20 protein-coding genes are annotated in these 23,198 nt (G+C 58.2%); 6 read left to right on the top strand and 14 right to left on the bottom strand.

Translation table 11 applies throughout. The annotated features are described in order from the left end of the window. Positions 1-249: 249 nt before the first annotated feature. The gene (locus tag ACID345_RS18225) at positions 250-1,254 is read right to left on the bottom strand and encodes a hypothetical protein (protein WP_011524322.1); all 1,005 of its coding nucleotides are present in this window, start codon (positions 1,252-1,254) and stop codon (positions 250-252) included. Positions 1,255-1,581: 327 nt separating this feature from the next. Between ACID345_RS18225 and ACID345_RS18230 the strand changes: the two genes are divergently transcribed. After that, positions 1,582-2,709: a glycoside hydrolase family 18 protein gene (locus ACID345_RS18230; protein WP_011524323.1), complete on the top strand. Its 1,128-nt coding sequence runs from the start codon at positions 1,582-1,584 to the stop codon at positions 2,707-2,709. Here the strand turns inward: ACID345_RS18230 and ACID345_RS25765 are convergent. From ACID345_RS25765 to ACID345_RS18250, 4 genes are all read right to left on the bottom strand, one after another. After that, positions 2,706-3,086 carry a response regulator transcription factor gene (locus tag ACID345_RS25765; protein ID WP_011524324.1) on the bottom strand — a complete coding sequence of 127 codons (381 nt, stop codon included), beginning with the start codon at positions 3,084-3,086 and terminating at the stop codon, positions 2,706-2,708. The two genes, ACID345_RS18230 and ACID345_RS25765, sit on opposite strands and share 4 nt — an antisense overlap. Positions 3,087-3,161: 75 nt before the next feature. Further along, positions 3,162-6,098: a TonB-dependent receptor gene (locus tag ACID345_RS18240; RefSeq protein WP_049761961.1), complete on the bottom strand. Its 2,937-nt coding sequence runs from the start codon at positions 6,096-6,098 to the stop codon at positions 3,162-3,164. A 59-nt stretch (positions 6,099-6,157) separates the two neighbouring features. Further along, on the bottom strand, positions 6,158-7,384 hold the full coding sequence (locus ACID345_RS18245; protein ID WP_011524326.1) for a DUF5666 domain-containing protein: 1,227 nt from the start codon (positions 7,382-7,384) through the stop codon (positions 6,158-6,160). A 134-nt stretch (positions 7,385-7,518) separates the two neighbouring features. After that, the gene (locus ACID345_RS18250) at positions 7,519-7,869 is read right to left on the bottom strand and encodes a tetratricopeptide repeat protein (RefSeq protein WP_011524327.1); all 351 of its coding nucleotides are present in this window, start codon (positions 7,867-7,869) and stop codon (positions 7,519-7,521) included. Between the two features lie 79 nt (positions 7,870-7,948). On the opposite strand from ACID345_RS18250, the gene ACID345_RS18255 reads away from it, so the two are divergent. After that, positions 7,949-8,182, top strand: coding sequence for a hypothetical protein (locus ACID345_RS18255; RefSeq protein WP_011524328.1), 234 nt, complete (start codon positions 7,949-7,951; stop codon positions 8,180-8,182). On the opposite strand, the gene ACID345_RS18260 is transcribed toward ACID345_RS18255, so the two are convergent. The 3 genes from ACID345_RS18260 to ACID345_RS18270 form a co-directional block, all read right to left on the bottom strand. Next, complete coding sequence (locus ACID345_RS18260; protein WP_011524329.1) at positions 8,179-8,967, bottom strand: SAM hydrolase/SAM-dependent halogenase family protein; 789 nt, start codon at positions 8,965-8,967, stop codon at positions 8,179-8,181. The two genes, ACID345_RS18255 and ACID345_RS18260, sit on opposite strands and share 4 nt — an antisense overlap. Positions 8,968-9,138: 171 nt before the next feature. Then, positions 9,139-10,047, bottom strand: a complete 909-nt coding sequence (locus ACID345_RS18265; RefSeq protein ID WP_011524330.1) for a DUF4097 family beta strand repeat-containing protein — start codon at positions 10,045-10,047, stop codon at positions 9,139-9,141. Positions 10,048-10,110: 63 nt separating this feature from the next. Beyond that, on the bottom strand, positions 10,111-11,313 hold the full coding sequence (locus tag ACID345_RS18270) for an efflux RND transporter periplasmic adaptor subunit (protein ID WP_011524331.1): 1,203 nt from the start codon (positions 11,311-11,313) through the stop codon (positions 10,111-10,113). A 249-nt stretch (positions 11,314-11,562) separates the two neighbouring features. On the opposite strand from ACID345_RS18270, the gene ACID345_RS18275 reads away from it, so the two are divergent. Both ACID345_RS18275 and nikB read left to right on the top strand, forming a co-directional pair. Continuing rightward, positions 11,563-12,930 carry a hemolysin family protein gene (locus ACID345_RS18275; RefSeq protein WP_011524332.1) on the top strand — a complete coding sequence of 456 codons (1,368 nt, stop codon included), beginning with the start codon at positions 11,563-11,565 and terminating at the stop codon, positions 12,928-12,930. Beyond that, the gene (gene nikB / locus ACID345_RS18280) at positions 12,930-13,847 is read left to right on the top strand and encodes a nickel ABC transporter permease (protein WP_011524333.1); all 918 of its coding nucleotides are present in this window, start codon (positions 12,930-12,932) and stop codon (positions 13,845-13,847) included. Before ACID345_RS18275 ends, nikB begins: the two co-directional genes overlap by 1 nt. A gap of 80 nt (positions 13,848-13,927) precedes the next feature. Here nikB and ACID345_RS18285 read toward each other — a convergent pair whose 3' ends face one another. The 5 genes from ACID345_RS18285 to ACID345_RS18305 form a co-directional block, all read right to left on the bottom strand. Further along, the gene (locus tag ACID345_RS18285) at positions 13,928-14,644 is read right to left on the bottom strand and encodes a hypothetical protein (RefSeq protein ID WP_011524334.1); all 717 of its coding nucleotides are present in this window, start codon (positions 14,642-14,644) and stop codon (positions 13,928-13,930) included. Between the two features lie 93 nt (positions 14,645-14,737). Continuing rightward, positions 14,738-15,712, bottom strand: a complete 975-nt coding sequence (era, locus tag ACID345_RS18290) for a GTPase Era (protein WP_011524335.1) — start codon at positions 15,710-15,712, stop codon at positions 14,738-14,740. Further along, the gene (locus ACID345_RS18295; protein WP_011524336.1) at positions 15,712-16,980 is read right to left on the bottom strand and encodes a hemolysin family protein; all 1,269 of its coding nucleotides are present in this window, start codon (positions 16,978-16,980) and stop codon (positions 15,712-15,714) included. Before ACID345_RS18295 ends, era begins: the two co-directional genes overlap by 1 nt. Continuing rightward, positions 16,977-17,405: an rRNA maturation RNase YbeY gene (gene ybeY / locus ACID345_RS18300; protein WP_228370670.1), complete on the bottom strand. Its 429-nt coding sequence runs from the start codon at positions 17,403-17,405 to the stop codon at positions 16,977-16,979. Before ybeY ends, ACID345_RS18295 begins: the two co-directional genes overlap by 4 nt. A gap of 86 nt (positions 17,406-17,491) precedes the next feature. Beyond that, positions 17,492-18,571, bottom strand: a complete 1,080-nt coding sequence (locus tag ACID345_RS18305; RefSeq protein WP_011524338.1) for a PhoH family protein — start codon at positions 18,569-18,571, stop codon at positions 17,492-17,494. A 381-nt stretch (positions 18,572-18,952) separates the two neighbouring features. On the opposite strand from ACID345_RS18305, the gene ACID345_RS18315 reads away from it, so the two are divergent. Next, a complete protein-coding gene (locus ACID345_RS18315) occupies positions 18,953-19,642 on the top strand; it encodes a hypothetical protein (RefSeq protein WP_011524339.1) in 690 nt (229 codons plus the stop codon). Between the two features lie 760 nt (positions 19,643-20,402). Here ACID345_RS18315 and ACID345_RS18325 read toward each other — a convergent pair. Further along, positions 20,403-22,337: a RecQ family ATP-dependent DNA helicase gene (locus ACID345_RS18325; protein WP_011524341.1), complete on the bottom strand. Its 1,935-nt coding sequence runs from the start codon at positions 22,335-22,337 to the stop codon at positions 20,403-20,405. 130 nt (positions 22,338-22,467) lie between these two features. On the opposite strand from ACID345_RS18325, the gene ACID345_RS18330 reads away from it, so the two are divergent. Continuing rightward, a complete protein-coding gene (locus ACID345_RS18330; protein WP_041855861.1) occupies positions 22,468-22,992 on the top strand; it encodes a hypothetical protein in 525 nt (174 codons plus the stop codon). Positions 22,993-23,198 lie beyond the last annotated feature (206 nt).

The following is a 23,198-nucleotide window of genomic DNA, read 5'->3' on the forward strand; positions in this document are numbered from 1 at the left end:
CGAGTGCTGGAATCGATGTTCCATCCAGAAGGCGTTCCCTGGAATCGCCTATTCAACCTGGGCACTACGGTCGTTTATGACCTGCGCTCCCCGCCTGCTCTTATTAAGTTGCCATCATTCTGCCGTGCGCATCGATGCTGGTCTATGCGGTAGGTCACGACCGAGCGTGACGTACGTCACAATTTTCGGCCACGGAAAATGGAAACGCGCCGCAGTTTCGCGGCGCGTCCGGTCGTGCAAAGCGCATGATTACTGATAATTGACGTTCATTTTGTCGACGTAAACCGCGTAACTGGTTGGAACTCCGTTCAGGTCGAGTTGGAAGCCGTTGGTGAAGGACGCCCAGGTCTGGCCGCTGTAAGTGGCGGCGCGCGTGATGTTCACTGCCGTGCGCACGCCATCAATCGTGAGCGCGTCGTGGACGCTGGAAGTCCCGTCCTCGTGGTACTCGGCAACGATATGGTGCCAGGTGTCGGGGGCGAACCCGGTGAACGGAATCGTGGTCGCGACCCACGTGTTGTTGGTGTAGTCGAAGGTGCGCCACTTCTTGCTCGCGTAGTCGGCCTGCCACGCAAAATTATGAATGTATCCACTCAGCGTGTGCTGACATTCGAACTCGATCGCCTGGGGAGACTTCGCGCTCGCCGACGGCACGTACAGGTAGAAGTCGTAAACCAGGCTCTTCAGGTTGGACTTGGGAGCGGTGTGCTCGAGCCACCAGTAGCCGTTTGTGTACGGGAACGCTCCCCCGATATTGAACTGCGATGACGTTGAGAGGTTATTGATGGCGGGTGTGGTTATGCCGCGGACCATTGAATAGGTCGCGACTTTGCCTTTGGCTCCCGGATTGCCGCAGTTACCGCAGGTCTTCCAGTCGCTGGACTCATGAAGGTTGCTCAGGGTCGTTCCGGGTGGGGGTGTCACCGTGATGGTCTTTACCGACTTAGCGCTGGTGGCTCCGAAACCCAAGGCCTGCACCGCGATCCGGTGGGCTCCCACTGGCAAGTCGAGCGACACGTTCAAAGTTGTGCCTTGTACTTCGGTCGATTTCACGCCATCCACATAGAGCTGAAGAACTGAGACCGGAGCGTTCACGGTCGCAACGATAGGAATCGGAGAAACTCCGCTGGCCGCTGTCGGCTGGAGGATGGTGACAATGGCGGCTGGTCTGGGATTCGGAGGCATGGGACTTTGTCCCGCCCCGGTGGCCAGGGCCGCGCAGAATACCAATACAGCCCCAAAAAGAGTCTTCATTCGTGCTCTCCCCAAGAGGATCAGAATTGGCAGGCGTCTCAGCGCTGCTAAGCGGCCACGCTCGCTTCACGTTCGCGATGTAATGCTCTGTGTCCGTAACTGGGTAATCATGCGTGAAGAAGGAGGAACTCTGAATTCACAGAACACCCTAGGTTATTGGGTTAAGAGTACTAGGTGAGAGTACACGCCCGTTTACGCGCAGGGTCATGTCCTTCCCTCGGGGATTCACCCTGCCCAAACTACGCAATTCACCTAATCCGAATTAGCCATTGAATCGTTTTAAACGCGGAAGTACACTGGCACGCACTTTTCGGCGGAGGTGCAACAATGACGCTTGCGAAACGAGTTTTTGGGTTGTTACTGATCGTCTTTGTATCGCTTCCCGCGTTCGCGGCAGGGCGCAAGCGGCTGCTCGCCTACTATCCCGATTGGGCGAAAGACCAAACGCCCGCGTACGACGCGTCGAAAATTCCCTACACCAAACTCACGCATATCCTGCATGCGTTTCTGCTGCTCGATCCATCGGGAAACGGCGCGCTGCAAATCGATCCCGAACTGATCGAGCCTGCGCTGACCCGCAACGCACATAAGGCCGGCGTGAAAGTAATGATCTCGATCGGCGGCGCCGATGCCGAACAGGCCACCGCGTTCGCAACCATCGCCGCCAGCGCGCATTTGCGCAATACATTTGCGAAGAACCTGCATGCATTCCTTGTCGCGCACGACTACGACGGTGTGGACATTGACTGGGAGGTTCCCAACGCGCCCGACGACACAACGCACTGCACGCAGCTGATGGAAGCCCTCCGTCATGAATTGCCCTCGCCACGCTGGTTGATCTCGATGGCGATTCCCTCGGATCCGCGCGGATATGGGACAGGCTTCGATGTCCCTGCACTGGCGCCGCTTCTCGACTTCATTAACGTGATGACCTACGACTTCACCGGGCCGTGGATGGACGAAGCCGGACTGAACTCTCCGCTCTACCAGGACCCGAACGACCCCGAGCAGGCGGGAAGCCTGAAGACTTCGATGGACCTGTTTCACGGGATCTACGGAGTGCCGCGTGCGAAGCTGAACATCGGCACGGCGTTCTACGGCTATGAGTTCGATAACGTGCGGCGGCTTTGGAACTACTGTCCGAGTGGCGATTGCAGTGCTGCCCCGTCGTGGAACTACGGCACGTACATCAAGCAGCGGGTGAATGCGAAAGGCTGGAAGCGCTATTGGGACGGCTCAGCGCAGTCGCCGTACCTGTTGTATCAAGGCACGGGCGGCAAGGATGGGCTGATTAGCTACGACGATCCGATCTCGACCGCGTTGAAGACGTACTACGTTCTGAAGACGCGGGACTTTGGCGGAATGTTTATGTGGGACCTCAGTGGCGATTACGACGGGAAATCACAAGACCTGCTCGATGCGATGTACGCGGTTTCAGCGCTTGTAAGTCACTAGCTCTCAGCCGGTGCAAGCGCCCGCCAGAGATCGTTAGCGAAAAGTACGGGATCGGGATTCTTGGCGACGTATGCGTCCGCACCCATGTACATGCAGACGTCGATCTCGTTTTTCGCCTTCAGGTGGCTGGTGACAATGACGCGCTTCGGGCGCAATTTGGGCTCACGCTTCAGGGTTCGCAGGATCTCATAACCGTTCACGAACGGCAGGTTCAGGTCGAGTACGAGGCCGTCGAGAGGGTGGCGATGGTTGCGCAGGGCATCCAAGGCAAAACTGCCGTCGGTGACGTGCTCTACATCCATTCCGTAGAGCTGAAGATATTCGTCTAGCAGTTCCGCTTCGGCGCGGTTGTCTTCCACCAGCAGGACATGGGGCATGCAGGTTGGAAGACCTCGGCCTGCAGGAACGTTGCCCAGGAGAACTCAGCAATCGCGCAGAACAGGCCAAATTCTTTAGAACGCGAACTGCACCTGGAAATCGATACGCCGGTTATACGCGCCGCTGCCGAATGGTCCGCCGGCGAGCGCGGTGGATTGTCCGAAGAACGGCGAGTTCACATTGCCAACCGGAGCTGCGCGATTCACATTGTTGAACAGGTTCCGTACCAGCACATTGAAGGTCAGGTTGTAACGCCGGTCGGAGACATCGCCGCCGCCACCGCGGCCGCCGCCACCAGCACCGAACGGATTGCCGCCCGGTCCATGCATGTGGCCGCCAGGGGGACCACCTTGCCCTCCGCCGGCATTGGCGTCGTTCGCAGCTTTCTTCTCAAGCTTCGGCCCGACTCCGAAGGTCTTGCCAAAGCGCATGTTGAAGGTGAACTGCTCCGGGGCCTGCCCGTAGTTGATGGGCACCAGCGTTTCGCTTGGTAACGGCGTGAGGTCGAGCAAGCCAAATGGCGTCATCTTCAAGTTGCCGCTGTTGACGGCGCCCGCGAATGCCGGCCGATCGTTGTAGATCGAATCGAGGTTGAAATCCTGGCCTAGCACCACGTTGTAAGGTCCGCCGGAATTCCATATCACGAAAGGACTGAAGCGGAAGAGCCACGGCAAGCCCATACTTCCGCCGAACATCATCCGGTGCCGGACATCGAAGGAGGAGCGTCCATAGTCCGCGGAGATGTCCGCCGAATCGGTAACAAAGCCACCGCTGTTCACGTCGCCGTGAGCTTGGCTGTAAGTGTAGTTTCCGAAGATTGTGTACCGGCTGCCAGCGCGCCAATTGATGTTCGCCATCAGTTGGTTCTGTTTGAAGATGCCCTGACTGAAATATTGATAGATATTTCCGAGGGCTGGGTTGTAGTCGTCGAAGTACGGCGCGTTGGCGTTGATCTGCACCATCTGGTGCACGCCGCGGGTGTTGATGTAAGTCAGCGCACCGGTGGCATTCTTCCAAAGTTGCCGCTCAAGGCTCGCCGCCGCCTGCATGGTGTAGGGCGCACGCAAATGCGAAGCGAATTCGTAGGTCGTGCCATGCGCCGTAGTCCCGCCTGGAACACTGCAATTGCCTTGCGCATCGCAGATCGGCGCCGTGGAATCGAAGAACTGCGGGCTCTGCACAATGTACTGCTGTTGCAGCACGCCATTCAGGCGATCGGTATTGAGAATCGAGCCAATCCCGACGCGGTCGTAGAACATGCCATAGCCGGCGCGCAGCACGGTCTTACCGCTCTTTCCAAAACCCCAGGCAATTCCGAGGCGCGGCGCCCAATCGCTGTGATCGTGGATCGCGTTCTGGGTCTCCCAGCGCAGGCCGTAGCTCAGCGTAAAGTTCGGCTTCAGCTTGTATTCATCCTGGAAGTACAGGCCCGTATCAAAGTAAGTCGAAACCACGGCGGGTGTGCCGAACGTCTGCGAGTACTGGCTGGCGCCGCCGCACTGATCGGGCTGCGGCGTGATCGAGCTTCCCGGAGGCGGTGTGCACATTGCCTGGATCGCCGCCCAGTCAGGCCCGTTGGGCCCGGCATGATCGATTCCATATTGCGTGATCGCGTATGACTGCAGCGACGAGAACGTGTACGTCCCGTTGAAGTTCGAATTCACCGAACTGGCTTCACGCGTAGCGCGAAGGCGTCCTCCGAACTTGAACATGTGCTTGCCGTGGACCCACGAGGTGTAGTTCTGAAACTCGTAGCGGTCCTGGTGATCGTTGTAATAGCCGCTGGAATTGCCGCCATCAGTGAATGCACCCTGCACATTGATCAGGGGAATGGTGTTGAGCGGTGTTTGTTCAGTGAGATCGCGCACGTATTGGAACCGCGTCTCGTTGATGACGTGCGAGTTCAACACCTGCGTATCGCTGATCTGGAAGGTGTGCTCGGGGCTGCGCAAATTGTAGGCAACCGTCGGCAATGAATACCCGCCGATGCCGCTGTTTGTGTCCTCTTCGAGCCAGTACTGGTAGCGCAGAGTAAGGGTGTTGTTCTGAGAAACCTGGTAGTCGAAGCGCGGGCTGATATTGGTGCGGGTGCGGGGCGTATTGACCGCTGCGTTCACGTTCAGGGGATCGTAGGTCGTGGGATCGAGCGTCTGCGCAAATACGATTGACTGGTCGGTGATGTTGCGCCGCTCGAAGTTAAACGAGAACGATGCCTTCTTCGAAATGACTGGGCCGCCGATATTAAACGAGTACTGCTCGCTGTGGTAAGGCGGGATCGGCGTGCCATTCTGCGTTGCGTATGGGTTCGTCGCGTTAAAGGCGTCGTCATTGCCCATCACCATGACTTGGCCGTGGAACTTGTCGAGGCCGGGCTTGGTGAAGATCTCAATGCGACCGTAACCGAGCTTGTCGTACTCCGCCGAGAACGGGTTCTGGTTGATGCGGATTTCGCGGATGGAAGCCTTGGGAGGCAACTGGCCGCCAGTGAAACCGTCAATGTACATCTGCCCGCCGTTCGGTCCGGCTGCGGGCCCGGCGAGAGCTTCCAGCTCACTCTGGAGTTCGTCCGGATCGTCGGAGAGTGCCTCGAGATCTTTCCCCTTGAGAACGAGCGCGGAAGCGTTGTTCGTCGAGGACGTGTCAACGGCGTTGGTGTCTTCCTGGACCTGCACCTGTTGCTTCTCGACCTCGATCTGCATCGCAACATCGAGTTGCTGCGGCAAGCCGGCCGTGACGTTCACGGCAGACTCGGTGTCGTCGGCGAAACCCTTTGCGGTGATAGTTACGGTGTACGATCCGGGGGCGAGTCCATGCACTTCGTAGGCGCCCTGCGCATTCGTCTTTGCAGAGGATTGTTTGCCATCAGCCGTGGACGCCGTAACTGTCGCGTTCTGCACCACCGCACCCGATGGGTCCGTAACTCTTCCGCGCAGTGAACCTGTTGTGGTCTGCGCCATCGCTGAAGCCAGCGACAAAATCAAAAAGAAAAAAAACAGCAGTCTTACTCGCATACGATTGCTAACTCTTCTCCCGCAGCCACACTTGTGCGGCTCCAACGATCGCGATTCTTTTACTGCGCCAAATCTCCGCCACCACCACTGCCGCCCAGGTTCCACGGCGACAGGATCGTGGAAGTATCGCCGCCCTTCGGCGAAGCCGACAGGATCGGATCCACACCCGACAGCAGAGTGATCACCGTGGGCGCGGAATTCGCCGAACCTTCCGTCGCCACGATCATCACGGCATCGCCCTTTTGAAGATCTGTTAATTGGACGACCGGAGCTCGATTCAGTACCTGTTGCAGCATGTCGCCACCACCGCCGCGAGCTCCACCACCCTGGCCGCCGGCCCAGTTTCCTTGGCCACCTTGAGCCGACTGCTCACCACCAGCGCCAGGCTGTCTTGCGCCTTGTCCGGCCGCGCCTGGTGCTCCAGTAGTTGCTGCGGCCCCGGGCGCGCCCGCCGCTGCTCCCGCAGTCGGAGTTCCTTTCAGTCGTGCGGCGATACGTTGCGCCATCATCTCCGGCAGCTTGCGCATTTGCGAATCTGAGGCAATGGTTACCGTGACTGGTTTCTTCGTTGCCAGGTCCGTGACGGTAACCCGGTTCTTCTCTTTGTCCACCGATTGCACGGTGCCGGCAACACTGCGGAAGCTTCCCGAGACGATTTCCTCGGCGGCGATGTCGGTTCCATCTGCGTTCTTATTGCCGCGCGCGCGAAGTTGGTCGCCCTTCTTCACTTCCGCCAGCGTGCTCTTTGTCGCATCGTCAAACTTGACCGAATCCGGCGAGTAGCGGCGGACGACCGTGGTCGGCGTCGTGTGTACGACGACGTCTTTCTTCTGGCCTCCCGCTGCCATCATCGAGAGCGTGATTGTGCCCGCGTTTGCGTCGACTGCACTGACGAGTCCGCCAACACTGCGGCGCTGCCAATCCTGTCGCTCCTGCTCCTGCTTGTTGGCGATGTCGCCCTTCTTCATCAGCACCACGGTCGAAGCCGCAATCGACTTCCCGTCCGCCGAAGCCTTACCTGACGCCAACGCGCGATCGCCCACCTGCGCCTCTGAGAACTGCACTGGCGTGGCTTCCTTCAGGCTCTTTTGCCCGGGCTCGCTGCGCAGGACCTTGGTTGCGTCGGAAACCGTGATGCTGGTCTCGACACCCGCATCATTCTTCAGCGTGAATGTGCTTCCGGAGATGGACTGCACCGTTCCCACGGCTTTGGTGTTGGCGGTGGCAGCATCCTGCGCCACCGCAAATCCGACGGAAATGAGAAATACGAGGAACCAATTTTTCATACGCGCGACACACGCATCCGAAGCTTATTTGGCTACCTAAATGGTATTGCCAGAACGTACCTGAGTCTGTGGCGAATTTGTGCTTTTTTGTAAGGAAATGAGCCAGAATTCAGTTGCGTAACTATGCAACCCGGCTATTGCTTGCCCTGCTTCAATTGCTGCTTCCAGCCGAGAATGCGCGCGCGGTTCGATTCTTCTTCCGCTTCCGGGATCATGCCTTTTTTCTGGTAGAGAATCGACAGAGAGGTGTGCGCCAGCACGTCGTCGGGATCGACTTCCGCAATCCGCTTGGCTGTGGCGATTGCTTCATCAAAGCGCGAAAGGTCCTGGTAGACACGCGCCAACCCGTGCAGGGCATCAACGAAAGTCGCATCCGCCTCGACCGCTTCCCGGTACTTCGCGATCGCACCTTCGGCGTTGCCATCGGCATAGAGATCGAGGGCTGCGTAGTAGTGGTCTTCGGCGAGTTGTCGCGCCTCACTCATCGAACTTCATTCTATCTTGTCATCCTTAGTGAAGCGCTCTCGCCAATGCTCTCTCGCATATGGAATACTGATTTGAAGCATGTGGAACATCGTCCGATTTCTCTGGAACGCCACCAAGGGCCACCATCTCGCGCCCTGGCGCAGCCCCTATCTCCGATGGCGCCTGGAAACCTATAGCGGCATCAAGATGACGCACATCGGTTTTCTTGAGTTTTGGGGAATTATGTGGCGCGAGCGCAAACAGATGGCGCAGTTTTTGAAATGGACGGGCGAGATGAAGCAGTACGCCAGGGTGAAGCCGAAGAACCCCTAGCCGAACTTCACCACAACTTCGCTTCCCTTATTCGCTTGCGCTGCTTGGGCTGCCGATCCACGATTGACGGAAATTTCTATAAACCCGCCGCTGCCGATGATCGCGAACGCCTCGCCCTTGGCGCCTTCCGCGTAATTCGAAAGCAGCTTCGTGACCGTCGCGTTGCCCACCTTGATCTGGAACTCGCCGCCAAAAATCCCGCCGACGTCAGCGGGCATGAGATTGGTGATGAGGCTGCCGAACTTGTCCACCTTAAGCACGATCCCGCGAACCTCGTTGCCTTCGCCGGCCTTGGCACGGGGCGCCGCGAAGCGGAGATAATCGTCGACGGCCTCGCCGAATTTAATCGGCTCCACGCCTTTGCTCATCCACGCCGCTACCGGTGCGAACACGTCGCGGCCATGGAAGGTTTGGCTCACAGGCTGCACGAAGTAGTGCGACGAGGTGATATGTCGCGCCGTGATGCGTTCTTCGCGGTCATAGACGAGCGAAAGCACGCCGTTGTCCGGCGCCACGAAGAAATGTGTCCCCGCGCTCACCAGGATCGGCCGCCGGCTGGTTCCCACGCCCGGATCCACAACCACGACGTGGATCGTGTCCTTTGGCCAATAGGAATACGCCTGCGCGATCGTCAGCGCGCCATCCAGCAAGTCGTACGACTGCACCGAGTGCGAAATGTCCACCACGGTGGCCGACGGATTGATGTTGTAAATGACGCCCTTCATCGCGCCAACGTAGTAGTCGCTGACGCCGAAGTCTGTTGTCAGGGTAATGAAGCGGGCCACGAGTTCTCCGTGTGAGAAGTAACTCGGACGTTAACGCTTTGGAGAAGAGCGCGTCAAGTTACCGACGGCAAACAGCTGTTAACCACGAAGGACACAAAGGGCCACGAAGGAACTTGAAGTTCAAAAACCCTTCGTGAACCCTTGTGGCCTTCGTGGTTAAAGATTTGGAAGTTAGTCGATCTCGATATCGCCTGACCCGGTGTGCACTTCCACCTTCGGACCGCCGTTGCCAACTTTGCCGTGGATCTCGTGCTTTGAGAGCTTGCCCTGAACCGTGACTGGCTTGCTGAGCTTCAGATCGCCCGAGCCCGTCGAGGCTTCGAGGTCGAAGTTCGAGGCATCGGCGAGTTGTAGCGTGACGCCGCCAGAGCCCGTTTGCACGAACCAGTTGCTGGTAGGGCTGCCATTAGCGCGGACATCGCCACTACCGGTCTTCGCCCTCAACGATCCCTTCGCACCCTCAACGCGAATCCCGCCCGAACCAGTGTGAACATCCACATCGCCTGGTGCGTTCAACCGAATATCCATGTCGCCGCTGCCGGTTGACGCTACGAACGGCGCGCCAACATTTTCAGCTCGAATGTGCCCGCTGCCGGTGTGCGAGTGGACTTCCGCACCGATGTCGCGCAGGTTCACGTCGCCCGATCCGGTGTCGGCTTCCAACGACCCGCCAGTCCCCTGCACATCAATGTTGCCCGAACCGGTATTCGCCTTCACGCGCGTATTCGCCGGCGCGGTGATCTCGTAGCTGATCGAAATGTTCCGCCGAAGTTCCGGATCGTCAATACGGCCGATCTTGACCAGCGATCCCATTTGCGAGATCGGAGGGTTCTGCTCAATGCGCTTGATCTTTTCTTCGCTATTCGAAGCCCAACCCGAGGCGTGGATATGTCCCACGATGTGCACGGTATTGCCCGAGCCGGGATGCACGTGAATGTCGCCCGACCCGGTGGAGACGTCGAGGTCCACGGTTCCGCTCACGGTTAAGTCTTTTGTGAACTGCCCGTCAGCCGCGAATGCAATTTGGGTGACGCAGAGAAAGGAGAGAACTACCAGGAATGACAGCGCGGCACGTTTCATGTCTGCCCTCGTGTACCACGGCGGAGGCGCCACTCGGCACCTCCGCGTCTGGAGAATTATGCGCTACTGCAGCACGACTTGATCTTTTTCTTTGAGCCCGGAAAGCACTTCGGTCTTGGCTCCGTTCGAGATGCCAATCTGTACCGCGACCTTCTTCTTGCCGTCCTTCGCCTTCGGGTCCGGCGTTTCAACCGACGCCTTCTTCTCGCGGTCGTAGATGATCGCGCCCTCCGGAATCATCAGCACATTCTTGTGCTCTTCGAGGATGATTTCGGCGTTGGCGGTCATTGCAGCCTTCAGTTCGCCGCCAGGGTTGTTGATCGACACGCGCACTTCGAACGTGGTGACGTTGTCTTTTTCCACGCCCATCGGCGAGATCTTCGTCACCTTGCCCTGGAAGGTCTTGTCCTTAAAGCTCTCAACCTTGATGCGGGCCGCCTCGCCGATGTACACCTTCGCGATGTCGCTCTCGTCCACTTTGCCCTTCACATAGACTTCGCTCGTGTCGCCAAGCGTCATCACCAGAGTTGCGGAAGATCCCAACACCAGGATCGAGCTGACGGCGTCGCCTACTTCCACGTCACGCGAGAGCACGATGCCGTCAATTGGAGCGACGATCGTGGTATAGCTCAGCTGCTCGTTCAACTGCGCCAGGGTCGCCTGCGCCTTCTGCACGTCGGCTTGCGCCTGCGCTTCCTTCGCCTTGTTGACGGTTACCTGGGCGCGGGCAACGTTCTGCTTGTTCGTTGCCATCTCGTAGGCACGCTGCGAGTCGTCCAGTGCCGACTGCGAAACCACGCCGTCTTTGGCCATGCTCTTGGCCCGCTCGTAGGCGCGCTGCAAGGTCGGAATATCTACGCCCGCTGCATCTACCTTCGAACGCTCATAATCAGCTTCGGCCGCGTGCATGTTCGACTCCGCAGACTCCAACTGCGCCTTCTGCGAACGAACCTGCGCGATGATTTCGTCTTTATCGAGTTCCGCGAGCAACTGGCCGGCCTTCACTTTGTCGCCGTACTCCACGTACAACTTCTTCACAATGCCGCTGGCCTTCGACTTGATTTCGACCTTGGTGATCGGCTCGACCTTGCCGGTCGCGACCACGCTCTTGGCCAGGTCGCCCTTCTCCACGGCAGCGATCTTGGTCGGGTCAATCTTTGCTCCACCGCTGGTCGCCATACCAACGCCAACCACTACGAGCACCAGCACGAATACGATGACTCCGCCGATGATCCATTTCTTCTTCTTATTCTTGCCGTTTGCCATAGCGACCTCCAGGTAGTAATTCTCTCTGGAATTCAATACGTGGTTAATGCACCGTTAGTTCCAGAAATCCAGGGACGGCTTAGGGACGAAGCGCGATTTGGCACCGCATTGTCAGCCTTGTATTGTTCGCAGCTTGCCGTAAGAACCAGCTTACTTCGCAATCGCCATCCAACTCGCGTCAGGATGTTAAAATCTGTCCATTCAGCCGTCCGTTTGTCCGCTTTTGGACACCGCGGCCCCTGGAGCTAGATGGTCACCTACACGCTGCTGCGACTCATCGCAGTGGCTTTCCTGGTAGCGCTCAACGCCTTCTTCGTAGCGGCGGAGTTCGCCCTCGTCAGCGTGCGCGATACCAGGCTCCAGCAACTCATCGACGCGGGCAAGATTGGCGCCCGCACCGTCGAGCGCCTGCACAATCGCCTCGACGAAGTTCTTGCCGCGGTTCAACTCGGCGTCACCATCGCCAGTTTGGCGCTCGGCTGGATTGGCGAACTGGCGATTGCGGTCATACTTGAACCGCATTTCGTCCACCTGCCGCATGGGCTTTACTACGCACACGGGCTAGCGGCGACGATCTCGTTCACGATCATTACCTTCTTCCACGTTACGCTCGGCGAAGTCGTGCCCAAGACATTGGCGCTGCAGCGCGCTGAACAAGTGGCGCTCGCGGTCGCGACGCCGATGGAAGTTTTCATCGCTGTCGCGCGGCCGCTGCTGGCGGTGATGCGCATGGCAGCACGTTTCGTTCTGCGTTTGTTCGGCACCAAGGAAATGCGCGAAGGCGGCGTGCACTCACCCGAGGAACTCAAGCTGATGGTGACGGCGAGCCGCAAGTTCGGCCTTGTGCCGAGACTCCAGGAAGAAATGATCAACCGCGCCATCGATTTGGAAAATATCTCGGTGCGCGAGATCATGGTGCCACGACCGGACATCTTCTCGCTCCCCGGCCACATGACGCTCGACGAAGCCGTGCAGCGCGTTGTGGACGAACAACACTCGCGCATTCCGATCTACGACGCCGAGCGCGGCCCCGAGCACATTATCGGTGTGCTCTACGCCAAAGATCTCATGCGCTGGATGCGCTATCGCATCGCGCGTCTCCAACAGAACCGCCCAGCGCGTATCGCGTCGAATCTCAAGGTCCAGCACATCATGCGCGAGGTGCTCGTCGTTCCTGAGACCAAGCCGCTCACCGACCTCCTCGAAGAATTCAAAGAACGCAAGCGGCACCTTGCCGTCGTCGTCGATGAGTTCGGTTCGACCGCCGGCGTGGTTACGGTTGAAGATGTGCTCGAAGAACTGGTCGGCGAAATCGAAGACGAGCACGACGTTCCCGAAGAATCGGCGCTCACTCCCGGGGGCACCACCTTGGTTCTCGACGGCGGTATCAACATCCGCGATCTCGAGTCGCAATACCAGGTGCGTTTGCCGCGCGACGAAGGCTTCGAGACCCTTGCCGGCTTCGTCATGACCCGGCTGCAACGCATTCCGCGCGAAGGCGACAGCTTCGCCTTCCACAACTATCGTTTCACCGTGCTCGAGATGGAAGGCCGCCGCATTGATAGCGTCAAACTCGAACTGATCCAGCAAGCCGAAGAACTGGAGCAGCCGACCTAATGCTTCGCTACCTCGCGCAGCGCGTGGCCTACATGGTTCCCGTCGTGTGGCTCGTGGTTTCGGTGGTGTTCCTGCTGATCCATCTTGTCCCCGGCGATCCCATTCAGCAGATGCTCGGCGAAGGCGCGGCCGTAAACGATCTCCAGGCCGCACGCCACGCTTACGGCCTCGATGTCCCCATCGGCAAGCAATATGTGAATTACTGGAAGGGCGCACTCCACGGCGATCTCGGTAAATCGATTCGTCTGAATCAGCCTGTCGCCAAGACCATTGCGCAAGCTTATCCACCGACGATCCTGCTGACCTTCGCCGCGCTTTTCGTCGCCCTTTGCCTCTCGATTCCCGCAGGCGTGCACTCTGCGCTGCATCGCAATCAATGGAGCGATCGCCTGCTGAGTTTCGTCACGCTCCTCGGTCTATCGTTTCCAAACTTTGCGCTTGGGCCGATCCTTATCTTGTTCTTTGCAATTAAGCTCGGGTTTCTGCCGGTCTCCGGCATCGGCACCTTTGAACATCTCGTGCTTCCGGCAATCACCATGGGCGGCGCGCTGGCCGCGATCCTTGCGCGCATGGTGCGGACCTCAATGCTCGAAGAACTCAGCCAAGATTACATCCGTACCGCGCGCGCCAAAGGCCTGCCCGAACGCACGGTCGTGTACCGCCACGCGCTGCGCAATGCGCTCATCCCCGTCTTAACTGTGGTTGGATTGCAATTCGGAGCACTGCTCGCCGGCGCTATCGTCACCGAAACGATCTTCTCCTGGCCCGGCATCGGCCGCCTGACCATCACGGCCATCAACAACCGCGACTACTTCTTAGTCGAAGGCTGCATCCTCGCGATCGGGTTAACGTATGTCGCGGTGAATTTTCTGACAGACCTGCTGTATTCCGCGGTGAACCCGAGAATTAGGGCGTAATTTGTTCTGTCATGCTGAACGGAGTCGCGCAGAGCGCGACGCAGTCGAAGCACCCCTATCGGTCACGCCAACGCCGGGAACTACTGCCCTCCCGCCACGACCTCAAACGTATTCGAGCTGGCGCTGAACACTGACGGATCCACGTTCACCGTCTCCAGCGAGTCCACATCCGCACGTAGGCGGATCACCTGCGTATTGCCATCGCCGTCAGCCACCAGCGCAATGCCCTCATACGCCAGCGGCAATCCGCCGCCGAGCGTGCTCACCTGGCGGAAGAGGCTCTCGATCCCGCTGTCCTGACGCAGCCGGTATTCGAACATCAGCCAGTTCATCAGGTCGAAGTCTTTGAGGTCGCTCGCCACCCACAACTCGTGCGTGATCGTGCCGTGCCTCAGGTCACCATCAACCTCGTAATCGAAATCTGAACTGAAGCGAAAGTGCGTCGTCGGATGCCCAAGCATTACCGGCCCAGCTTCCTGCAATGTCTTCCTGGTGACGATGTTCTTCACCGTCGCACCCGGCGTCGCCGGTTTCGTCAGCAGCAATTTCACCTGGTGATGTGTCGTCGGATCCACGTTGAACGCGATCGCGCCATATCGATCGGCATCGATCTCCTGCTCGGGATTGAAGCCTTCTGCAAAAATGAACTTGGCCTTTGCGCCTTGCAGCCACGCGTTCTGAACCACGTCTATGCGCTTGCTGGAATCTACGGTCTCGAGCCTGAGGGTGTAACGCACGCCCGCGAACGCGGAGGCGGAAAGAAGGACAGCAACTATAAAGGGGAAGAACTTTCTCACAACACACCTGCTACGCAGCGGGACGAGTGGCTTGGGAAGCTGCGTTATCAGCAAGGTAGCACTGGAAGGTAACCAGGTTAAGAGTACTGCGGCCTAGTGCTTGCGTCGGCCACCTGGTACATGACCTTTAGGGTTTATCGCGTCACGATCTGGGATCAAGCTGGTGCTCAGCTCTTCGAGTTGCCGGTGCCAATCGAGTTGGTCCACGAAGTGCCGAGAGTCGCGCCAGCCCGCTTGGACCTTCACGAAGAGTTCGAGGAAAACCTTCGTGTTCAGGATCTTCTCCAACTCGCGCCGCGCATTCGTTCCAATGCGTTTCAAGGACTCGCCGCCGCGCCCGATGATGATTGCCTTCTGCCCGTCGCGCTCGACGAAAATGGCCGCTGCAATCTTGGTGAGGCTCCGCTTCTCTTCCCACTGCTCCACCATCACCGTCGTCGCATAGGGAACTTCCTGGTGCGCGCAGACCAGCACTTGTTCGCGGATGATCTCCGCCGCCAGGAAGCGCTCCGGCTGATCGGTGATCTGGTCGTCCGGAAAATAGTGCGGGCCGACGGGAAGGCTCTGCAGGACTTTCTTGCGCAGGATGTCGAGACCACTGCCCTTCGCCGCGGAGATCGGAATGATCTCTTTGAAGTCGTGCAGCGTCGAGAACTGCGTGATGATCTCCAGCAGCTTCGGCTTGGCGATGAGATCGATCTTGTTCAGCAGCAGCATCACCGGCTGGCCAGTCTTCTTCACCAGCGACAGCGTGTACTCGTCTTCCTTCTCGAACTTGTGGGTTACGTCGTGGATGTAGAGCAGCAGGTCGCAGCCTTCGAGGGCGTCATAAACTTCCTGCATCATGCGCTTGTTCAGCGTCTTGTCTGGCTTGTGAACACCAGGCGTATCGACGAGAACGATCTGCCCTTTCTTTGGCACCGTAACGATGCCCTGGATGCGATTGCGCGTGGTCTGCGGCTTGTGGGTAACGATGGCGATCTTCTCGCCCACGAGCGCATTCAGCAGCGTGCTCTTGCCTGCGTTCGGTCGGCCGATAATGGAGACAAATCCCGAGCGGAAGGGCATCAGGCTTGCACCTGGTCGGGGGTTTGGGTCGCCTCGCTGATGCGCAGCCGTTCGATGCGGCGATCGGTAGAAGCCAACACTTCAAATCGCAATCCGAGGTTCTCCACCACTTCTCCAGGCTGCGGGATGCGTCCCGCTATCTCGCTGACGAGGCCCGCAACGGTCGAGGATTCATGATCTTCATCCACACGTACACCAAATAGTTCGTTCAAACGGTCCACATCCATGCTTCCCGGCACAACATAAGTGTGCTCGCCTTCTTTCACAATGTCGGTTTCGTCCTCGTCGCGCAGTTCGCCGACGATCTCCTCAATCAAATCTTCAATCGTGACTAAGCCGGCGACGCTGCCGTATTCGTCGATCACCACGGCCATGCGGACGTTGTCCCGCTGCATCTCGCGCAGTAGCTCACTGCCGCGCTTCGTCTCTGGAACGAACATCAGTTCCTCGCGGACGAGGTCGCCAACTTTTCGTGTACGAGCATCGGTATCGGCAATCTGCAGCAAGTCGCGCGAGAAGACGATGCCCACAAGATTGTCGATCGAACCGCGAAACACTGGAATCCGCGAATAGCCTTGGTCGCGCAGCGCATCGGTTAATTGTTCGAGGGTCCAGTCTGTCGGCACCGCGAAAATCCGCGGCCGCGGTGTCATCACCTCGCGCACCGTCTTATCGCCAAACTCAACCACCGACTGGATCAAATGGCGATCGCTCTCTTCGAGAATGCCCTCTTCCGTTCCGGCTTCAATCAGCGCATCCACGGCTTCCGAGGGATGCTCCGGCTCTTCTTCCGCGTTTTCCTTCGCCAGCGCCGCGACGGAGATGGTGAAGCCCAACATGATCGTCACCGGAATCGCGAGATAAATCATCAGGCGGAAGAGCCAAACAAAGTTCTTCGCCCACTCGCCGCGCGTCCGCGCAAAGAGCAGGTATGGCACCAGGCGGCTGCAGATCACGATGACGAACACAAGCACCAACGCGGCCTGCAAGAGCTCAAGTCCAGACCACGGATGCGAGAACACGGTGTACGCCATGAGGAACGCGATCGTTCCCAGCAACATTTGCGGCAAGACGGCCATGGCCAGCGCCGCGCGCTGCGGATTGCGTCCCAACTTCGGCTCGATGTTGGACTCGAAGTAGTCGATGTTCTCCTGGAACTCACGCGAGAGGAACTTGCCCGCTTCCTTGAAGACGCGGTCAACGTACGACACCAGCGTCAGCAGCGCCATGAGCAGCAGCAGGATCACCACATGCCAGAAGGTGATCATCGCTTCTTCCTCTTGGCGGCCTTCTTTGCCGGCTTCGTGGTGCGCTCGATTAATGAAGAGGGCAGCTTCAACTTGTCGCGCAGCTCGCTTTCGAGTGCTTCCATCTCGCCCTTATCACGTTCGTGATCGTGGCCGGCGAGATGCAACACGCCATGCAGAATCAGGATGCGCAGCTCTTCATCCAGCGAATGGCCGAGTTCGTAGGCGTATTCGCTGGCGATATCGGATGAGATGGCAATATCCCCGGCTTCGCCATCCACAATGGCCGGAAACGATAGGACGTCAGTAGCTTTATCCTTGCGGCGGAAGCGCCGGTTCAGGCCGCGTAGTTCGTCACTGGAAGTGACCAGGACTTGTACTTGTCCTCTCACTCCAGCGGCCTTACGCGCGCGGGTCAGGAACAATGACAGCGATTGCTCGCTCACGCCCGCCAGTTTTTTCTTCAGAATGATCAAGTCGTTAAAAGTAAAACGGGAGGGCGCAAAAGCCCTCCCGCACTATGGTACCAAGTTTACTCGCTGATGGTGTCGGTTCCCTGCGGCGTAAGCGGCGGCATCACCGGCGCAATTTGCGACTGATCGGCCTCTTTCCGCGGGTTTCCGTTGGAAATCGGCTTCGTCTCCAGCGCCAGATCAAGCTGCTCCGCGCTCGCCTTCTTCTTGTCGTCGTAGGCGCGGATGATGCGCTGCACCAGGTGATGGCGCACGACGTCGCCGTCGTCGAAGTAAGTGAAGTTGATTCCTTCCACCTTCTTCAGGATCTCGCTCGCCTCCACCAAGCCACTGCGCGCGGCGTTGGGCAAGTCGATCTGGGTCACGTCGCCGGTGATCACCGCCTTGGAGTTGAAGCCCAGACGCGTCAGGAACATTTTCATCTGCTCGCTGGTCGTGTTCTGCGCTTCGTCGAGGATCACGAACGCGTCGTTCAGCGTACGGCCGCGCATAAAGGCGATGGGTGCAATCTCGATCACGTTCTTCTCGAGATAGCGGTCGATCTTCTCCGGATCGACCATGTCATAAAGCGCGTCGTACAGCGGACGAAGGTACGGATCCACTTTCTCCTGCAACGTTCCGGGCAGGAAGCCCAGGCGTTCGCCGGCTTCCACCGCGGGACGCGCCAGGACAATGCGGTTCACCCGCTTCGCCATCAGCGCCGAGATCGCCATCGCGACCGCGAGGTAGGTCTTGCCGGTTCCGGCTGGACCGATGCCGAACACCATGTCGTTCTTCTCAATGGCCTCGAGATAGCGCCGCTGGTTGATGCTCTTCGGCTGCACCGTGCGCTTGCCGAACGAACGCTGGCGTCCTGCTTCAGCCAGGCCACGAAGCGTAGCTGTCTGGTCGTGCGTGAGCACGCGGAGCATGTCGCCAAGGTCGCCGTTCTGGAAGACGTGTCCGCTGCGCTGCAGGTGTTCGAAGTCGCTGAACACTTTTTCGGCGCGGGTCACATTCTCCTGTTCGCCCTCAATCTGAATCGAATCGGACCGGAGATCGATACGGACTTTCATGCCGGTCTCGAGTGTCCGGAGGTTCTCGTCACGCGTTCCAAAGAGCGTTTCGATGTTCGGGCTGATCTCGATGTTCTTCTTCATTGAGTCTGGGTTTAACCCTCCAAAATGTTACGGCAAATGGGCACGACGATGCGCACGCCCGATTTCTGGGCGCACAAGGCATTTCTGTTTTCGTTGGGAAGATCGAGCGGGATAGGAGCCGATCGAATCGCGAACAACGGGCTGGAATTGCCTCCGATGTTCGGGAGAGTATCCCGGCTGGTTCCGGGAGTCAACCGGTTCTTTGCGGCAGTTCCACCGAAAACACCCGGAATTCTGAGTACCACTCGTTACCTCATACCTAGAAGATTAGATGTCGGAATTCGGCAAAAGGAACTCGGTCTAGGTATTCGAGAAGGGAGAGTACGCGTGCCCAATGGAGGAAAGATGAAATCCGAGAGGTGAGCTGTTTTGAGGGTTGCGGTGTCTAATGTACTCAGGATGCGGCCGAAAAACACAGTCTTCCGGACGTCGCTGCTTTTGCTGTTTGCGCTCGTCTCTGCGCTTCCAATGGCTTCATCGGTACTGCCGACAACCCTGAAGGGCCTGACCACATCAGCGGAGCTGGTTGTGGTTGGCAAGGTCTCGCGTGTCCTTAAGGTTAAAGGCGTTTCGATTGCGGAGTTCGAGGTTTCGGAGACCCTCAAAGGCCAGCGCTACGAAAAGATCTACTATCTTGCGCAACCCAGTTGGACTTGCGACATCGCCGATGCGATCGTGGGCGAGAAGTCCCTCTTGTTTCTGGAACACTACGCGTTTCGTCCGCCGGTTGAGGTCGTCGAGGAGCCGAAAGCCGGCGTCGTAAGCCTCGATCGATTTTCCTCGGAGTTCGAAGAGCCTCGCGGGTTTCGAGAAGGCGTTATGGAACTGACCGGAAACACACCGTTCTTCGAGATTCACTGGTCTGGCCGCGGACGCATGCCGATTCGAACGGTCAACGGCCGCGAGTTAGCGACGTTGTGGGTAGGCGACGTTGCTTTGCCGAAGGACATTCACACCTTCGCAGGTCCCGAGCCGAAATACAGCTTCATCCGCTCAGTGGCGCTGGCGGAAATCGTCGAGTTCGTTCGGACGAATACAAAAGCGAGAATAGTCCTCAAGCTTCATCGATAGCGATAGGGATGGTTCGACTGCGAACGCTGATCGTTGTCCGCGTTCTCCGCTCACCATGACAGGAGTGGCTCCTAACTAATGAGTACCCCTCCCCCTCGGAAAAAATGCAAAATCTTGAAAATGCGCGACTTAGCCGTCACATGGCTCGCAAAATATTCCATCCAAAGCACTTATAGGCAAAATATTCAAAACATTGGAGTTGCCGGGTGGTTAGCGACTTGTCAAAGAGCGTAGTACTGCTCAGGGGCAATGCCCCACATGCGCAGGTTACGAATGTCTTGTCGCGATGTCTGTCCCACAAATCGGGAGGAGTGGGAACGGAGGTGGGAGAGCGGAAGGCGTAGCGATAGGGATGATTCGACTGGAATGTCGCTCCACAATGATTATCGGGCGCCTATGAAGACGAACCCAGCGACACCCAACGACACATAGAAAAACGACAGCACCATATACCTCCAATCTCTTCTACCAACCACGGCGGAGATGGAGACTGAGATGAGCAAGAGCAAGGAAGCTTCGAGCAGAACGGTACGGGAAAGAGATGAATGACGGCCGTGAAACTTGATAAACGCCCCAAACCAATTGACGGCTAATCCGCTGACGATAAGTATCCAGTAGATTGCGGGTCGTCCATCAAGGCGCCGCAACTCCACCGACGAAATCTCCCCACCCCCTCCGTTGCTCATCTTTTTCCTTTCTCGGAGTTTGAACATATCAGGATCAGGTATTTTACCTTGGGCCCAACTGCTGCGCCCGTTGTCTACTCCTTGTCTCTTCTCTTCTCTTCCCACCTCTTCTTAGCCACCACCAAATGCACTTCCCCCAGCGTCACCTCGGCCGCCACTAAATCCTTCACCGGTTTCAGCCGCGCCGTCCCGACTTTCTCACATGCGTTTTCAATCGCGAGCCGACGATCTTCTTTCACCCACTTGGGATCGAACTCGATATCGCCGGTCTCGACTAGGTTCGCTACGGCGGCCATGACCGTTTGCAACTGGCGGCCGCGGATGTTGGCGATCTCGGCGAAGGAATGGCCTTTGCGGAGGAGGTCCAGCGTTTCGTGTGAAGGGCTGGGGCCGGTCGGTTCGAGGCGCGGAGCCAAATCCTGGAGGGCGCGCTTGCCGGCGTCGAATTCGGCGAGGGCTTTCAGGATGCCCGGGCCGTAATCGGCGGTCTTTAAGTCGCCGAAGCCGGAGATGCTTCGCACTTGTTCCAGCGTCTTCGGTTTTACCCGGCAGAGGTGTTCAAGCGATGTATCGTGCATGACCACGTAGGCCGGAACACCGCGGCGCTTGGCTTCGTCGCGTCGCCACAGGCGGAAGAAGTCGAGCAGCGCATCGTCGAGCGGCATGGCGTGCTCGATTTCCGAGGGTTGCGGCGCGCGAAGTTTCTTCTTCGGCTTTTTCCCTTCCGGCAGTCCCAGCTTGATTGGCGGATCGCCGGGCATGGGCTCGGGGACCGGAGCGGTCATCCAGCCGACGGTTGCGCCGCAGATGTCGCATGCCACGCAGTCGTCGAAACTCTTTTTCTCGCCGAAGTGTTCGCAGATCTGCTTGTGGCGGCACTCGTCCGACTTCACGAATTCGCTGATGACCTGGTAGCGCTCCCAGGCTCGCTTCTTCTCGCTGGTGTCCTGCATTTGCTGGATGAAGTACACGAGCAAGCCGAGGTCTTTGGGCTGCCAGAGCATCACGCAATCGGCGGGGAGGCCGTCGCGTCCGGCGCGGCCCGCTTCCTGGTAATAGTTCTCCAGCGACTTCGGAACTGCCAGGTGAATGACCGCGCGCACCGCAGGCTTGTTGATTCCCAAGCCGAACGCAATGGTTCCGACGAGCACGCGCACCTCGTCGGTCATCCACTTCTCCTGGTTCCTGGTGCGCAGCGCCGAATCCATCTGTCCGTGGTAGGGGACGGCGGGGATCTTCTTGTCGATTAGAAAGTCGGCGACCTCTTCCACCATTTTGATCGTCGGCGCATAGACGATGACGTTGTGGCCGGCGTAGCTGCGCAGCGCGCGGAGCAGCATGTCGCGCTGGCCGTAGGGGTCGGTCTGGCGAATGATGTAGCGCAGGTTGGGGCGATGGAAGCTGGCGATGTATTTGTCGGGCTCGCGCAGCGCAAGTTGATGGACGATGTCGTGACGCACGCGCTGCGTGGCGCTGGCGGTGAAGGCCGCGATGGGGACGTCGGGAAAACTGTTGCGCAGTAGCTTGAGTTGCCGATACTCGGGTCGAAACTCGTGTCCCCACTCGGAGATGCAGTGCGCCTCGTCGATAGCAAACACGCCGAGCGGCACGGTGCGCAGCCATCCGACAGTGTCTTCGCGCACCAGGCGCTCGGGCGAGAGATACAACAAGCGGTACTTGCCCTCGCGGGCGGCGCGCATCACCTTCTTCTGTTCGTCATACGGCAAGCTGCTGTTCAACAACGCGGCGGGAATGCCCATCTGCGTGAGTTGGACGACCTGATCGTTCATAAGCGCGATGAGCGGGGAGATGACGACCGTAGTCTTTTGCGAGATCGCCGCCGGAAGCTGGTAGCAGAGCGACTTTCCGCCGCCCGTCGGCATAATGACGCAGACGTCTTTATTGGCGACGATGCTGCGGATGATCCGTTCCTGCAGCGGGCGGAAGCGGTCGTAGCCGAAGTAGTGCTTGAGGGCCGAGTTGATGTCTGCGCTGAGGGAATCGGTCACGGCTTGGGTCTGAAGCTTTCCTAGCGTACCTCACCGGCCTGTGCAAGCCGTGGCCACGAGAATCACACGATGGTGAAATATCGGAATTTCTTGTCGGTTCAGGCGCTCGGGTCTAGACTTCGTTGCAGTTATGAGCTTCCGCCAGCGCATCGAGCGTGTCGTGAGTTTTGGCTCACTCATACTCGTGTGCGTGTGGATCTTTCGTGCGCTTTACGGAATTGCAGTTGGGATCTACACCGGCCATGCGCGAGAGGTATTGATGCCATGGATCTGGATGCTGGTCGCGACTTGCGTAGGGGAGGTTCTGGGTTACCTCTACTTGAACTATTACCCATCCACATTTTCCGACCATCGCGCAATTGATGCGCCGCCGGAACCAGAACCACCCAAAGTCGAGCAGTTCGTTCTCAAGTTCAAGAAGATGGTCCAGGTCTTCTTCGTGATAACGGTCACGTTCATGATCGCGTTAAATGCGTTCGAGGACCTTACTGGAAAAATCGGCTGGCACGTCGCATTCGCGATATGGGTGATCGTCTTGACCGGCTTTATGACTTGGCTGCTGATACTCGAACTCTACATTCGTTATGCCAGTTCCATTCTTAGTGAGCGCAATGTAACGCCCGTGCCGTTCACGCGACGCCGCGCTCGATCCTGAACTCCAGTTGATCTACAATCCCCACCCATCCGATGCTTTCACATTCACCGACTTACGCGCGACTACTTTGGAGCTCTTCCTTATTCTCAGCAGGGTTCCTGATCTGGATCGCGGAATCGGTCTCAGGCGAGTCGCAATCGGGCTTCAGTGTTTTAGCTTGGTGTGGGCTCGGGTGGGCGGTGTACTCGGTGACTGCAACCTACTAC

The organism is Candidatus Koribacter versatilis Ellin345, from assembly GCF_000014005.1.
Taxonomy (GTDB): Bacteria; Acidobacteriota; Terriglobia; order Terriglobales; family Acidobacteriaceae; genus Korobacter; species Korobacter versatilis_A.

What these genes read in the sequence shown, in the direction of transcription:
- ACID345_RS18275 (WP_011524332.1), top strand. Translation starts at nt 11,563, where the DNA reads ATGGTCACCTACACGCTGCTGCGACTCATCGCAGTGGCTTTCCTGGTA.
- ACID345_RS18265 (WP_011524330.1), bottom strand. Translation starts at nt 10,047, where the DNA reads ATGAAACGTGCCGCGCTGTCATTCCTGGTAGTTCTCTCCTTTCTCTGC.
- era (WP_011524335.1), bottom strand. Translation starts at nt 15,712, where the DNA reads ATGCCCTTCCGCTCGGGATTTGTCTCCATTATCGGCCGACCGAACGCA.
- ACID345_RS18245 (WP_011524326.1), bottom strand. Translation starts at nt 7,384, where the DNA reads ATGAAAAATTGGTTCCTCGTATTTCTCATTTCCGTCGGATTTGCGGTG.
- ACID345_RS18230 (WP_011524323.1), top strand. Translation starts at nt 1,582, where the DNA reads ATGACGCTTGCGAAACGAGTTTTTGGGTTGTTACTGATCGTCTTTGTA.
- ACID345_RS18240 (WP_049761961.1), bottom strand. Translation starts at nt 6,098, where the DNA reads ATGCGAGTAAGACTGCTGTTTTTTTTCTTTTTGATTTTGTCGCTGGCT.
- nikB (WP_011524333.1), top strand. Translation starts at nt 12,930, where the DNA reads ATGCTTCGCTACCTCGCGCAGCGCGTGGCCTACATGGTTCCCGTCGTG.
- ACID345_RS18255 (WP_011524328.1), top strand. Translation starts at nt 7,949, where the DNA reads ATGTGGAACATCGTCCGATTTCTCTGGAACGCCACCAAGGGCCACCAT.
- ACID345_RS18330 (WP_041855861.1), top strand. Translation starts at nt 22,468, where the DNA reads ATGAGCTTCCGCCAGCGCATCGAGCGTGTCGTGAGTTTTGGCTCACTC.
- ACID345_RS18250 (WP_011524327.1), bottom strand. Translation starts at nt 7,869, where the DNA reads ATGAGTGAGGCGCGACAACTCGCCGAAGACCACTACTACGCAGCCCTC.
- ACID345_RS25765 (WP_011524324.1), bottom strand. Translation starts at nt 3,086, where the DNA reads ATGCCCCATGTCCTGCTGGTGGAAGACAACCGCGCCGAAGCGGAACTG.
- ACID345_RS18295 (WP_011524336.1), bottom strand. Translation starts at nt 16,980, where the DNA reads ATGATCACCTTCTGGCATGTGGTGATCCTGCTGCTGCTCATGGCGCTG.
- ACID345_RS18225 (WP_011524322.1), bottom strand. Translation starts at nt 1,254, where the DNA reads ATGAAGACTCTTTTTGGGGCTGTATTGGTATTCTGCGCGGCCCTGGCC.
- ACID345_RS18305 (WP_011524338.1), bottom strand. Translation starts at nt 18,571, where the DNA reads ATGAAGAAGAACATCGAGATCAGCCCGAACATCGAAACGCTCTTTGGA.
- ACID345_RS18270 (WP_011524331.1), bottom strand. Translation starts at nt 11,313, where the DNA reads ATGGCAAACGGCAAGAATAAGAAGAAGAAATGGATCATCGGCGGAGTC.